The following is a 13,119-nucleotide window of genomic DNA, read 5'->3' as shown; positions in this document are numbered from 1 at the left end:
TCTGCCACCGGAGGGTCGTCATCCATGTATTTCCGCCGTTCTGCCGGGCTGTTGCTCGGGCTCTGTCTTGCCACGCCGGTTCTGGCGTTCGACTCCACCACCGAAGGTCTGGTCAAGACCATCTACGGCACCAGCCAGCTCACCACCGGCCCCTTCCAGAACAAACTGGTCCTGGCGGCCCGTGACGATGCCGCGGCTTTCGTCGCCACCGACGGCGCCCTGCGCGGCGCTCAGCTGGAAGAAACCTTAAGAGCCCTGCGCGCGGCCGATCCCGGGTTGCACGCTTCCGACCGGGAACTCGCCCAGGCCATTCTGAGTCAGTAGTCCGTTTCAATTCCGTGACATCCCTGGAGTATCCATGCGCCGTTCCCTGCTTATCGCCGCTGCCCTGACCCTGGGCGTTTCGAGCCTGGCTCAGGCCCAGACCCTGGTGGCCACCAGTAACATCGTGGTGCGGGCGCTGCAGCGCAGCATCGACTTCACTTCCGACACCACCACCTCCATCCGTGACGCCAAGGTGGTCCAGGCTGCCCGTGGCGATGCCGCCAGCTTTGTCGCCACCGACGGCGACATCCGCGGCGTGCAGCTGGAAGAGGCCTTCCGCAGCCTGCGCGACCAGTTCCCGGCCGCGCGTCAGGCCAACGACCTGCAGCTGGCTCAGGCCATCCTGGCGCTGTGAAGAACCGCGCCGGCCGGCTGCGGCAGTGGCTGGCTGGCCTCGCGGCCGGCCTGGCCCTCGGTGGGGCCCAGGCCGCCCTGCACCTCGAACTCGACACCCAGGGCCTGACGCCCGCGCAGATCCAGGCCACCCAGCAGTTGCTGGATGAGGCCCAGGCGTTGCTGCCACCCAAATTCAAGGCGGCGCTCGACGAACGCATTCCGGTGCGCTGGAGCAGCGAGCTGCTGAAAGAAGCCTATGGCGAGGCGGATCGGCGCAATCTGCTGCTCAATCGCCGCCTGCTGCCTAGTCTGGTGGACGGCAGCGACACCGGTATCCAGACCGGTCGACCCCATGGCACCCAGCACCGCGAGCTGCTGGCCACGGTGCTGCATGAGCTGACCCACTTCTATGACCGCGAGCGCGTCTGGACGCCCGAGCAGCGCCAGCTGATCCTGTCCTGCGGCGGCCTGGGGCTGACTTCCGACCAGTTGCCGGTGAAATGCCAGGGCCAGGCCGGGCGCAGCTATACCCTGTCCGATGATCCACGGTTGCTGGACCTGGCCGGCTGGCAGGTGAAGACGCGCAAGCACGGCAATCGCGAGTCGAAGAACCTCTTCATCGCCCGCAGTCCCGATCTCTATGAAGTCACCAACCCGAAGGAATTCGTGGCGGTGAACATGGAGTATTTCCTGCTCGATCCCAGCTACGCCTGCCGGCGACCGGCGCTGCAGCGCTACTTCGCCGAGCACTTCGGCTGGTCGCCGGCGCACGACGCCTGTCCGGGGCGCTATCCCTATCTCAACGCCGGCAATGACTTCGGCGAGGCGCCCCTGGGTTGGCTCGATCCGGAGCGGGTCTATGCGGTCGACTACCTGCTGGCCGAGGGCAACGAAAAGGTCATGAGCCGCTGGGGCCACAGCATGCTGCGCCTGGTGGTCTGCGCCCCCGGTCGGCCACGCGGCCCGGATTGCCGGCTGGACCTGCAATACCACCTGGTGCTGTCGTTCCGGGCCTTCGTCAACGACGTCCAGCTCTCCAGCTGGCGTGGCCTGACCGGCTCCTACCCCTCGCGGCTGTTCGTGCTGCCGCTGGCCCAGGTGGTGGACGAGTACACCAAGGTGGAGCTGCGCGGCCTGCAATCGGTGCCGCTCAAGCTGACCCGCCCGGAGATCGCCGATTTTCTCGAACGCACCGCCCAGGTGCACTGGAGCTATGACGGCCAGTACTACTTCGTCACTAACAACTGCGCGGTGGAAACCTTCAAGCTGTTGCACGACGGCGTGCCGCGTCTGGCCGATGCCCAGCTCGATGTCATCACCCCCACCGGGCTGATGGACGCGCTCAGGTTCAAGGATCTGGTGGACACCTCGGTGCTGGACGATCCGCGCGAGGCGCTGCGGCTGGGCTATCGCTTCGACAGCTTCCGCGAACGCTTCCAGGCCATGTTCAAGGTGGCCAGGGAGCGCCTGAACCTGCCCCAGGCGGACGTCGAGGCCTGGCTGGCGCTGACCCCGCAGCAGCGTCGCGAGCAATTCCAGCGCGCCGACCTGCGCGCCAGCGCCGCCTTGCTGCTGCTGGAGCAAGCGGCCTATCGCCGGGCGCTGCTGCAGGCGCAGACCGAGCTCAAGGATCGCTACCTGGGTCAGGATGCCGTGGACAAGGCGCGCTTCGGCAAGGCCGGTGGCGCCCTGGAGCAGATCCTTAAGGACAGCGGCTACCTGAGCCGCCCGGCCGAGCTGCTGGGTACCGACGGCTACGGCCTGCCGCAACCGGGCGAGTGGGAACAGCTGACCGCCGAGAGCCAGAAGCGCCAGGCCCATCTGCGCAGCCTCAGGGATACGCTCAACAACGAGGTCCGGCAGCTGCTCTCGCCGGAGGCCCGCGACGGCCTGGACCTGACCGAAGCCAACCTGGATCTGCTCGGCAAGCACCTGCGCGAGCTGAACAAGGCCAGCGGTGGGCTGGAGCTGAAGTAGGGCGGTTGGGGCCTGTTGGGCTTCGCTGCGCTTAGCCCAACCTACGGAGCGTTGTAGGTTGGGCTGAGACGGCTTCACCGTCGAAGTCCAGCGGGTGAAGGCCTTGTTGGGCTTCGCTTTGCTCAGCCCAACCTACCTGCCACGCTTATCGCTTCGGTGTCTTGCCCTGGGGTAGCGTCGGGGCCGCCGGCTGCGGGCGCTCCAGCAGGGCCAGCAGCTGTTCCGGTGGCACCTCCTGGCCGTTGAGCGTCAAGCGGCCCGCGGCATAGGCCAGGGTAGCCACCAGGTCGTCGCCTTCGGCCTTGAGCAGGCCGCTGTTCAGGCCGATGCCGGCCAGGGCTTCGGCAGTGGCCTGGGCCTGTTGCTGCATCGCCGGCTGCGTGCGCTGAGCACCGGCCTGAAACAGGACGCCATCCACCAGGCTACCGCGTGCCACCGACAGGCGAGCATCAAGCCGAGACAGCAGCTGGGCAGTGAGCTGCTCCGGTGGCAGATCGAAGGTCGCCGGCTTGTCCAGGGTCAGGTCCAGGCGCAGATGGCTGCTGCCGCTGGGGGTGTCGAGGCGCAGATCATCCACCACCAGGTGCGGCCGGGCCGCGAGCACATCGTTGAGGTGCTGCCGCAGCGTGGCCTGGGTGGTGGGATCGAGACCCTCTTCGGCATCCAACTGCAGGTGCTGCAGCAGGGCGTTGAGCTGGGCCAGGGCGGGGCTGTCGAGGTTGGTGTAGCGCCCGCTCAGGGTCGCCTTGCCCAGGGTCTGGCCGGCGACGTCGAGCCGGCCGAGGCTGGCGTCGATTGTCCCGGACAACTGCTGGCCCTGTTGCTGGGTATCGCCGCGCAGCTGCAGATCCTGCAGTTCGACCGCCGGCTTGCCGGGCATGGCCAGCAACAGGCGCGTCAGGCGCAGCTGGCCTGGGCCCAGCCAGAAGCCATCGGCATTGCGGCGATTGTCGCCGGTCAGGGCGAAGCCTTCGGTCTCCAGCTTGGCCCAGCCGTCGGGGGTGCGGACGTTGAGGCTGAATTGCCCCACTGAACTGTCCAGGCGTAGCCGGCTGGCCTCCATGTCGGTGTGGAAGGTGGCGTTCAGGCCGGAGAAGGCCACCGCGCCCTGGGGCTGGTCCAGGTGCAGGGCGGCCAGGGTCAGGCCGCCGTCTACCCCGCGGTCGTAGCCCAGGGTGGCGTCGAGCTGCACGGGTTCGGCGCCCTTGGCCAGGGTGAAGAGATCGGCCGTGACCGGCGTGCGCGCCAGGGTGAAGCGGTTGACCGCCATGACCGGCGCCAGCTGCAGGGACTTGAGGCGGGTCAGCGGGAAGGGGCCATGCTGGATGTCGTCCTGCAGCCGCAGCACCTCCACCGGCGGTCGATCCTCGGCCTGCACCGTCAGGCTGAAGGTGGCGGTGCTGCTGAACACACCGCGCTGCAGCTCGACCAGCTGGAGCTGCAAGGGGTACTCGGGCAGTTGCGCCTGCAGGGCCACCTGGGCCTGGCTCGCGGCCTGGCGCAATTCGCCTTCCAGCCGGGTGCCGGTGTACCAGGCGCCCCCCACGGCGGTGCCGACGGCGACCAGGGCCAGTCCGGCGAGGGTGGTAAGTAGCGGCTTCTTCATGGAGACCAAATCCCTTTGTAGGTAGCGCAGCAACCCGCGCCGAGTGGAGGCGGAGTGTACGAGAGCCTTGGGCGGATGCCGAGGGGGCACTCGGCCATCCGGTCGAATGGGGTGCCGACTGTGATCGCTTTCCACAGGCGCATACCCCGAGTCGACGGCCGCTCCGGTGGGTGCTAGCGTGCCGCGATCCCCATTGCCGGAACATCCGCCATGACTGCTCTCCCATGCCTGCCTGTCTTCGCTACCGTCTTGCTGCCGGGGGTGCCAGCATGAGCAGTCAGCGTCCGGTAGCGGGCTTGCAAGTACCCGCCGAACTCCTGGCCCGCGCCGAGGCACTGCTGGCCCAGGGCGGACGCCGCCTGCTGGGCATCGCCGGCACCCCGGGTGCGGGCAAGTCGACCGTGGCCGAGCTGCTGGCGGCGGCGCTGGGCGAGCGCGCCGTGGTGGTGCCCATGGACGGCTACCATCTGGCTAATCGTGAGTTGGCCCGCCTGGGACGCGCTCAGCGCAAAGGGGCGCCGGACACCTTCGACGCCCGGGGCTATCGCGCCCTGCTGCAGCGACTCAAGACGCCGGTAGCCGGGGAAATCGTCTATGCGCCGCTGTTCAATCGCGAGATCGAGGAGCCTATCGCCAACGCCATTCCAGTGCCGGCCGAGACCCAGCTGGTGATCAGCGAGGGCAACTACCTGTTGCTGACCCAGGCGCCCTGGGGCGATGTCGCCGAGGTGTTCGACGAGTGCTGGTACGTTCGCGTCGACCCCGAGGAGCGTCGCGAACGCCTGGTCGCCCGGCACATGCACTTCGGCCGTAGCCGGGCGGACGCCGAAGCCTGGGTGACCAGCACCGACGAGCCCAATGCACAGCTGATCGACGGCGACCGGGCACGGGCGGATCTGGTGGTGGAGTGGCGGGACGGGGCGGCGGCCCTATAGTCCGGCAAGGACGAAAGGTCTGCTTCCCTGCCGACCGACAGGGCTGCGGGCCTCGTCCGTAAGGCCTGCTTAGAAACCGCCACCGGCATCCAGCCAGGCATGTTCGTCCGGTGTATTGATGCGGCCCAGCGCCCGATTGCGATGGGGAAAGCGACCGAAGCGGACGATCACCTCCAGATGCGCCTTGGCGTAGCGAAGGTAGTGCTCGATGCCCAGGGCTGCGAACAATTCGAGCGAGCGCTGCTGGTCGGCCAGCACCTCGGAGTGCTCGAACGGCAGGTAGCAGAAGGCCCGCAGTTCGGGTTCGATCTGCAGGTCCAGACCGGCCTCGATCGCCTGCCGGGCATGGCTCAGGGCCAGGCCGTCGGTGGCGAAGGCATGGCCGCTGTGACGAAAGATGTTGCGTGGAATCTGGTCGAGCAACAGGCACAGGGCCAGGGCGCCTTCGGCGCTGGTGGCCCAGTCATCGAACTCGCGGCGACTGGCGGCAAGGTGCGCTGCCTGGAAGCGTGCGCGGCAGCTGGCGTCGAAGGCGGCGCCACCGTTGAACCACTGATGGCGCCCGGCGGAGCGCCAGAAGGTGACCATGTCCGCTGGGGTCATGTCGCACTCCTCGGATAAGGATTGGCCTGATCGGGTTCCACGTGGAACCGCTCAGCCGCGACCGACGTAGGGCATCTTGGTCGCCATCACCGTCAGCGTCTGGACGTTGGCGTCCAGCGGCAGGCTGGCCATGTAGCGGACGGCGTCGGCGACGTGCCTGACGTCCATGCGCGGTTCCACGGCGGTACTGCCGTCGGCCTGGAGCACGCCGTTGGCCATGCGCTCGGTCATCTCGGTAGCGGCGTTGCCGATGTCGATCTGGCCGCAGGCGATGTCGAAGGCGCGGCCATCCAGGGCCAGGGCCTTGGTCAGCCCGGCCACGGCGTGCTTGGTGGCGGTGTAGGGCGCGCTGAAGGGACGCGGCGTATGGGCCGAGATGGAGCCGTTGTTGATGATCCGCCCGCCACGCGGCGACTGCTCGCGCATCAGGGCGAAGGCGGCGCGGCTGCAGAGGAAGACGCCGGTGAGGTTGGTGTTGACCGCCCGGTGCCAGGCATCCAGTTCCAGTTCGTCGATGGGCACCGCCGGGGCGCCGACGCCGGCGTTGTTGAACAGCAGATCGAGACGGCCATAGGTGTCCCGAATCCGGGTGAAGAGTGCCTCGACGCTGGCGGCGTCGGTGACGTCGCAGGGGACCGCCAGGGCTTCGCCACCCTGCTGCCGGGCTTCTTCCACCAGGGCTTCCAAGGGCTCGGCGCGGCGCGCTGCGAGGACCACGCGGAAACCGTCCGCGAGCAGGCCGAGGGCGACGGCGCGGCCGATACCCTGGGAGGCACCGGTGACGAGAGCGATGGGGCGGGTGGTGGTCATGGGCGATCCTTGGGGCGGAAAGGGTGCCTCAAGGCTAGCAGGTCGCGCGCCGGGGTGGCGGGCGCCCCTCACCCAGCTCTCTCGCCGCAGGAGAGGGCGCGGGTGGGAGCCTTGGCCGCGTCCCCTACTGCCAGCCGTAGCGCCGGATGAACCAGCCCTTCATGCCCTGGACCACCAGGGCGTAGCCTGCCAGCAGGAGCACCAGGCAGGGGAAGTAGCCCAGTGGCAGCGGCTGCAGGCGGAAGTAGCCGGCCAGCGGCGAGAAGGGCAGCAGCAGGCCGATGGCGACGATGACGCCGGTCATGATCAGCAGCGGGGCCGCGGCGCGGCTCTGCACGAAGGGCAGGCGGCGGGTGCGGATCAGGTGCACCACCAGGGTCTGGGACAACAGGCCTTCGACGAACCAGCCGGTCTGGAACAGCGTCTCGTGGGCTGGGGTGTTGGCGCCGAAGACGTGCCACATGATCAGGAAGGTCAGGATGTCGAAGATGGAGCTCAGCGGGCCGAAGAACAGCATGAAGCGGCCGATGTCCTCCACCTTCCAGCGCTGCGGGCGGGTCAGCAGGTCGTCATCGACGTGGTCGAAGGGAATGGCGGTCTGCGACAGGTCGTACAGCAGGTTCTGCACCAGCAGGTGCAGCGGCAGCATCGGTAGAAAGGGCAGGAAGGCACTCGCCGCCAGCACGCTGAAGACGTTGCCGAAGTTGGAGCTGGCGGTCATCTTGATGTACTTGAGCATGTTGGCGAAGGTCTTGCGGCCTTGCAGCACGCCTTCTTCCAGCACCAGCAGGCTCTTCTCCAGCAGGATGATGTCGGCGGCTTCCTTGGCGATGTCCACCGCCGAATCCACCGAGATGCCGATGTCGGCGGCACGCAGCGCCGGGGCGTCGTTGATGCCGTCGCCGAGAAAGCCCACCACCAGGCCCTGGTCACGCAGCAGCCGGACCAGGCGCTCCTTGTGCGCCGGGGTGAGGCGGGCGAAGACCGTGGTGGTGGCCAGCCGCGCGGTGAGGGCGTGGTCGTCCAGCGCCTCGATCTCGGCGCCGGTGAGCAGGCCCTCCACCTCCAGACCGACCTCGTGGCAGACACGCCGGGTCACGCGCTCGTTGTCGCCGGTAAGCACCTTGACCGCGACGCCCTGGGCGGCGAGGGCGCGCAGGGCGGCCACCGCGGTCTCCTTGGGCGGATCGAGAAAGGCGATGTAGCCGATCAACACCAGATCGCGCTCGTCGGCTACGCTGTAGTCGAGGCTGTCGCCGGGCAGTTCGCGAATTCCCACGGCCACCACGCGCAGGCCTTCGTCATTGAGTTCGGCGGTGAGCGTGCGGATGTGCGCCAGGCGCTCGGCGGTGAGCGGCAGGTCGGCGCCGTCTTCGCGGACCCGGGTGCAGGCGGCGAGCATCTCCTCCAGGGCGCCCTTGCACACCAGCAGATGGCGCTGACCGTCGGCCACCACCACTGACATGCGCCGGCGCTCGAAGTCGAAGGGCAATTCGTCCACCTTGCGATAGGCCAGGCTCAGGCCACGCAGTTCAGCGTGCTGCAGCACCGCCACATCGAGCAGGTTCTTCAGCCCGGTCTGGTAGTGGCTGTTGAGATAGGCGTACTCCAGCACAGCATCGCTGGGCCGGCCGCAGGCATCGGTATGGCGTTCCAGGACGATGCGGTCCTGGGTCAGGGTGCCGGTCTTGTCGGTGCACAGCACCTGCATGGCACCGAAGTTCTGGATGGCGTCCAGGCGCTTGACCACCACCTTCTGCCGGGCCAGCACCACCGCACCCTTGGCCAGGGTGGAGGTGACGATCATCGGCAGCATCTCGGGGGTCAGGCCGACCGCCACCGAGAGGGCGAACAGTGCCGCTTCCAGCCAGTCGCCCTTGGTCAGGCCGTTGATCAGCAGCACCAGCGGCGCCATCACCAGCATGAAGCGGATCAGCAGCCAGCTGACCTTGTTGACCCCCTGCTGGAAGGCGTTGGGCTCCTCGGTGACGCGGGTCACCCGCTCGGCCAGGCTACCGAAATAGGTACCGACGCCGGTGCCGATGACCACGGCGGTGGCAGCGCCGCTGACCACGTTGGTGCCCATGAAGCAGAGGTTGTCCAGCTCCAGCGCGCTGCCGGCGGCGGTCAGGGTGAGGGCGCGCTTTTCCACCGGCAAGGATTCGCCGGTGAGGGCGGCCTGGCCGACGAAGAGGTCGCGGGCGCTGAGCAGGCGCAGGTCGGCCGGGATCATGTCGCCGGCGGCCAGGCGCACCACGTCGCCCGGCACCAGTTCGCGGATCGGTACCTCGACGCCGAAGGGATTGCCGGCCTCCGGCCGCAGTACCGTAGCGGTGGTGCTGACCAGCGCCTTGAGCCGCTCGGCGGCGCGGTTGGAGCGCGATTCCTGGACGAAACGCAGCACCGTGGACACCAGCACCATGGTGCCGATCACCGTGGCGCCGGGCAGGTCGTCGGTAAGCGCCGAGACGATGGCCAGCAGGGTCAGCAGCAGGTTGAAGGGATTGCGATAGCTCAGCCAGAGGTGACGCCAGGCGCTGAGCTTCTGGTCCTGCTCGACCTCGTTGTAGCCGTCGCTGCCGCGGCGCTCGGCGGCCTCGGCCGCGGACAGGCCCAGGGGGCTGCTGCGATGGCGGCGCAACAGGTCGCCTTCGGCGAGGCTGGCGGCCTCGTGCAGGCGGCGGCTGAAGTCGGCCTGGGGTTCGCTGCGGCCGTGGCCCGTGGGCAGGTGTTGCCAGAGGGCGGGGCGGCGGAACAGGCGGCGGTCGAGGCGCTGGCTGAAGAACTCCAGCAGGGGTTGGGTCAGGGTTTTGAACATGGCGAACTCCCCGTGGCCGGGGCCACGATAAGCGGGCTGCGGCACGCGAGAGTCGCGGCCGCCTGGCAAGCCAGGCGGCCGTACGGGGCTACCTGGCGCTGAGTAACGGACTAGGGTCGGGGTTCATCAGGCGCGGTGGCCTCCGTCTGGAAAGGGGGTGCGCACCGGGCAGGCCGGTGGCGCGGGGCGATTGCACCAGAGGTGGGTTAAGACTGGCTTAACGCAGGGCGAAGTCGGTTGCCACCAGGATCGCCTGGCCGGATGGCCGCGCGCGCAGGCGGGCGAGGTAGGCGTCCAGGCGCGGCCAGGTAGCCAGCCAGCGCGGCTCCGGCAGGCGCTCCAGGTAGTCCAGCATCGGTGCCAGCAGGGCGTCGCTCAGGCCGAAGCGGGAGCCGCAGAGAAAGCCCCTGTCACCCAGCTGGCGATCGAGCACCGCCAGGGTCGCGTCGACCTCGGCCACGGCCCGCTGTTGTTCTTCCGGCGTCTGGTAGGGACGAGGACGAGGGCCGGCCACGCGCAGCAGATAGTGGCGGATCAGGCGGGTGTCCACGGTGGTCAGCAGGGCACTGGCCCAGGCGTCCTGCTCCGGATCGTCGACCGCCTCACGGGGCGGTAGCCGCTGACGGTCGAGATACCGGCAGATGGCGAGGGTCTCGAAGACCCGCTGCTCGCCATGCAGCAGTACGGGGACCTGGCCGAAGGGATGCAGTGCCAGATGGGCCTCGCTGCGCCAGGCGACGGCCTGACCACCGGGGGCCAGGCCGCAGGGTAGTTCAAGGCCTCCTTCCAGGGCATGGAGGCGTACGCTGCGTACCAGGGTGCTGAAGGCGGGACCGAAGAGATAGGGCGTCATGGATCAGGCTCCTTGCAAAGAAGGCCTGATGCTGGCAAAGGGGACCTTATGTTCAAGAACATAATCTGGAGTTTTCATGGCCTGGCCCCTTGATCAGCGCGCGCAGACCCGCCAGCGTATCCTCGACAGCGCCGCCCGCCTGTTCGCGCTGAAGGGCTTCGACGCCGTCGGGCTCGACGAACTGATGACCGCTGCCGGTCTCACCCGCGGCGCCTTCTACCACCACTTCCGCACCAAGACCGAGCTCTATGACCAGGCCATCGCCCATGCCGCCCAGGTAGGCAGCGCCCGGCTCGACAGCCTGGGTGGCGAGGGCCTTGGCCAGCTGGTCGAGCATTACCTGAGTCGCGAGCACGCCGAGGGCGAGTCGCTACGCTGTCCCCTGGCCTTTCTGGCGGCCGACGTCACCCACCGGGAGGCCGCCATCCGTGGCAGCTATACCCGTTTCTTCGCGCGCTTCGTCGCCCGTCTGGAACAGGATCTACCAGGGCCACCGGCGCAACGGCGCACCCAGGCGCTGCAGCTGGCCACCACCCTGATCGGTGGCGTGGCCCTGGCGCGGGCGCTGGATGACGAGGGGCTCGCCGAGGAATTGCTGGCGGCCTGTCGCCAGGGCGGTCAGGGGCTATTGGACGCGGGCGAGGATTTGGCAGCGGCGGCCGGCTAGGCGACACTGGCGCCTCTCTTGTCCACCGGAGTCACCCATGCAGATTCGTCCCCTCGAAGCCGCCGATTTCGACCAGGTCTGGCCGCTGATCCAGCAGGTTGCCCAGGCCCGGGAAACCTACGCCTACGATCCGGACATGAGCCGCGACGACGCCTGGCGGCTCTGGGTGGAATTGCCCCGGGCAACCTTCGTCGCCGAACGCGATGGCCAGATTCTCGGCAGCTACTACCTCAAGGCCAATGCCATGGGCCCGGGCGATCATGTCTGCAACTGCGGTTACATGGTCGCCCCCGCCGCCCGCGGCCAGGGCGTGGCCGGCGCCCTTTGCGAGCACTCCTTGCAGGTGGGCCGCGAACTTGGCTTCCAGGCCATGCAATTCAACTCGGTGGTGGCCAGCAATCAGGTGGCGGTGCGGCTCTGGCAAAAGCATGGCTTCGAGATCGTCGGCACCCTGCCCAAGGCCTATCGCCATGCCAGCCTGGGGCTGGTGGATTGCCTGGTGATGTATCGCTGGCTGGCGGACTAGCTTCGCTGGCCTAGCGCCATTCGCTCAATACCTGTCGCAGCGAGGCTGGCAGCATGGGGCCGTGGCCAAGGCCTTCAAGGACCTCGTAGCGCACCTGGATGCCGGGTATCTGGCCGAGGCGGTCGGCCAGCCGCCGGGTGGCGTCGGCAGGGACCTCGCTCTGGAAATGCGCGGGCAGCTCGCGTTCGGCGCCGCCCTGCAGCAGCACCAGGTGGGCCGGGTGCGCCCTGAAGCGCTCCTTGAGCTGCTCGTCACTCTGGGGCAGCACGGTAGGGCTCCACCACAGCGAGGGGCTCACGGCGTAGCCCTGGGCGAAGGCGTCCGGGCGGGTGAGCAGGGTATGGAGGACGAACAGCCCGCCCAGGGAGTGACCCCAGAGCGCGCGCTGGCCGCGATCCAACGGCACCTGACGGCCAACTGCCGGTTCCAGGCGCTCCAGCAGCCAGGCGAGAAAGACGTCGGCGCCGCCGGTGGCCATCTCGCGAAAGCGTTCGCTGGTAGGCGCTGACGGCGTGTAATCGTAGGCCCGTCCGGGGCCGTCGATGCGCTTACCGCCCGTGTAACCCACCGCGACCAGCACGGGCGGATTAGGCCGCTTGGCCAGGGTGTCGAGCAACTCGGCGTTCAGGCCGCCCAGGGCAGCGTTGCCGTCGAGCAGATAGAGCACTGGATAGCCGGCAGCCGGTGCCGGAGTGGCGGGTCGGGCGATCCATACCTGGTAGTGGCGGGCGCCATCGACGGAATCCAGCGTGAGCTCGCTGAAGGCATAGCCATGGCCCGGCTGCTGGAGCACCTGGGCGTCCATGGGCTGATCGATGGGGCGGGCCTGGCCGGGAGCGGCGAGGGCGAGCAGCAGCGGCAGGGCCAGCCAGGCGCTCTGACGGGCGAAACGTGGCGAAAGCGACATCAGCGAACAAGACTCATTTCCAGTAGAGCGGTCGAGCCTACCGATCTCTGTTCCCGCTCGCCATACTGGTCAGGATTTCCCGTTGCCAGGACACCCCATGCATCACCCCCATCTGCTGTTCGATCTCGATGGCACCCTCACCGATTCACGCCTGGGCATCACCCGGGCGATCCAGGTGGCGCTGCGCGCCGAGGGGATCGAGGAACCCGACCTGCGCACGCTGGAGGTCTTCATCGGCCCGCCGCTGCTGCAGAGCTTCATGACCCACTATGGCTTCGACGAGGCGCGGTCCTGGCGCGCGGTGGAGGCCTATCGGGTGTATTTCCGCGCCACTGGTCTCTATGAAAACGAGGTCTACGCGGGCATCCGCGACATGCTGGCCGATCTGCAGGCAGCCGGGCGGCGACTCTATCTGGTGACGGCCAAGCCGCGGGTGTTCGCCGTGGAGATCCTCAGGCACTTCGCCCTGACGGAGTTCTTCACCGCCCTGCATGGCAGCGAGTTGGATGGCACCCGCGCCGACAAGACCGAGCTGCTGCGTTTCGTGCTGGAAACCGAAGGGCTGGCGCCGGAAAGTTGCCTGATGCTGGGCGATCGCGAGCACGACCTGATCGCCGCACGTGAAAACGGCGTGGCGGCGGTGGCCCTGGGCTATGGCTTCGGCAGCCGGGAAGAACTGGAGCGCCAGCACCCGGCCTTTCACTTCCACAGCGTGGCGGCCCTGCGCCAGGGTTTCGGCCTCTAGTGGAGCGTGCCG

13 protein-coding genes are annotated in these 13,119 nt (G+C 68.2%); 7 read left to right on the top strand and 6 right to left on the bottom strand.

What is annotated here, in order from left to right; genetic code table 11:
- Window positions 1–24 precede the first annotated feature (24 nt).
- From PJ259_RS15570 to PJ259_RS15560, 3 genes are read left to right on the top strand one after another with little or no spacing between them, the layout of a single operon-like run.
- On the top strand, window positions 25–324 hold the full coding sequence (locus tag PJ259_RS15570) for a DUF2388 domain-containing protein (protein ID WP_059316696.1): 300 nt from the start codon (window positions 25–27) through the stop codon (window positions 322–324).
- A gap of 34 nt (window positions 325–358) precedes the next feature.
- Window positions 359–679 carry a DUF2388 domain-containing protein gene (locus PJ259_RS15565; protein ID WP_059316695.1) on the top strand — a complete coding sequence of 107 codons (321 nt, stop codon included), beginning with the start codon at window positions 359–361 and terminating at the stop codon, window positions 677–679.
- Complete coding sequence (locus tag PJ259_RS15560; RefSeq protein ID WP_442964857.1) at window positions 676–2,637, top strand: DUF7844 domain-containing protein; 1,962 nt, start codon at window positions 676–678, stop codon at window positions 2,635–2,637. The genes PJ259_RS15565 and PJ259_RS15560 overlap by 4 nt, the downstream gene beginning before the upstream one ends.
- Before the next feature lie 145 nt (window positions 2,638–2,782).
- On the opposite strand, the gene PJ259_RS15555 is transcribed toward PJ259_RS15560, so the two are convergent.
- A complete protein-coding gene (locus tag PJ259_RS15555; RefSeq protein WP_271653414.1) occupies window positions 2,783–4,243 on the bottom strand; it encodes a YdgA family protein in 1,461 nt (486 codons plus the stop codon).
- 269 nt (window positions 4,244–4,512) lie between these two features.
- On the opposite strand from PJ259_RS15555, the gene PJ259_RS15550 reads away from it, so the two are divergent.
- Window positions 4,513–5,178 carry a nucleoside/nucleotide kinase family protein gene (locus PJ259_RS15550; protein WP_271653413.1) on the top strand — a complete coding sequence of 222 codons (666 nt, stop codon included), beginning with the start codon at window positions 4,513–4,515 and terminating at the stop codon, window positions 5,176–5,178.
- Window positions 5,179–5,247: 69 nt separating this feature from the next.
- On the opposite strand, the gene PJ259_RS15545 is transcribed toward PJ259_RS15550, so the two are convergent.
- From PJ259_RS15545 to PJ259_RS15530, 4 genes are all read right to left on the bottom strand, one after another.
- The gene (locus tag PJ259_RS15545; protein WP_271653412.1) at window positions 5,248–5,781 is read right to left on the bottom strand and encodes a DUF924 family protein; all 534 of its coding nucleotides are present in this window, start codon (window positions 5,779–5,781) and stop codon (window positions 5,248–5,250) included.
- Window positions 5,782–5,832: 51 nt separating this feature from the next.
- The gene (locus PJ259_RS15540) at window positions 5,833–6,591 is read right to left on the bottom strand and encodes an SDR family oxidoreductase (RefSeq protein WP_271653411.1); all 759 of its coding nucleotides are present in this window, start codon (window positions 6,589–6,591) and stop codon (window positions 5,833–5,835) included.
- 124 nt (window positions 6,592–6,715) lie between these two features.
- Entirely contained in the window at window positions 6,716–9,409 is a 2,694-nt protein-coding gene (gene mgtA, locus PJ259_RS15535) for a magnesium-translocating P-type ATPase (protein ID WP_271653410.1), read from the bottom strand.
- A gap of 217 nt (window positions 9,410–9,626) precedes the next feature.
- Window positions 9,627–10,262, bottom strand: a complete 636-nt coding sequence (locus PJ259_RS15530; protein ID WP_271653409.1) for a glutathione S-transferase family protein — start codon at window positions 10,260–10,262, stop codon at window positions 9,627–9,629.
- Between the two features lie 76 nt (window positions 10,263–10,338).
- Here PJ259_RS15530 and PJ259_RS15525 point away from each other — a divergent pair, with 76 nt between their 5' ends.
- Complete coding sequence (locus PJ259_RS15525) at window positions 10,339–10,929, top strand: TetR/AcrR family transcriptional regulator (RefSeq protein ID WP_271653408.1); 591 nt, start codon at window positions 10,339–10,341, stop codon at window positions 10,927–10,929.
- Window positions 10,930–10,966: 37 nt separating this feature from the next.
- On the top strand, window positions 10,967–11,455 hold the full coding sequence (locus tag PJ259_RS15520; protein WP_271653407.1) for a GNAT family N-acetyltransferase: 489 nt from the start codon (window positions 10,967–10,969) through the stop codon (window positions 11,453–11,455).
- A 10-nt stretch (window positions 11,456–11,465) separates the two neighbouring features.
- On the opposite strand, the gene PJ259_RS15515 is transcribed toward PJ259_RS15520, so the two are convergent.
- Window positions 11,466–12,362: an alpha/beta hydrolase gene (locus tag PJ259_RS15515; protein WP_271653406.1), complete on the bottom strand. Its 897-nt coding sequence runs from the start codon at window positions 12,360–12,362 to the stop codon at window positions 11,466–11,468.
- 97 nt (window positions 12,363–12,459) lie between these two features.
- Here PJ259_RS15515 and PJ259_RS15510 point away from each other — a divergent pair, with 97 nt between their 5' ends.
- Window positions 12,460–13,107, top strand: coding sequence for an HAD hydrolase-like protein (locus tag PJ259_RS15510; RefSeq protein WP_271653405.1), 648 nt, complete (start codon window positions 12,460–12,462; stop codon window positions 13,105–13,107).
- The last annotated feature ends 12 nt before the right edge of the window (window positions 13,108–13,119 follow it).

It is taken from the genome of Pseudomonas sp. JBR1, assembly GCF_028198185.1.
Taxonomy (GTDB): Bacteria; Pseudomonadota; Gammaproteobacteria; order Pseudomonadales; family Pseudomonadaceae; genus Chryseomonas; species Chryseomonas oryzihabitans_E.
The sequence above is the reverse complement of the archived record's forward strand: the minus strand, read 5'-3'. Positions and strand labels throughout refer to the sequence as shown.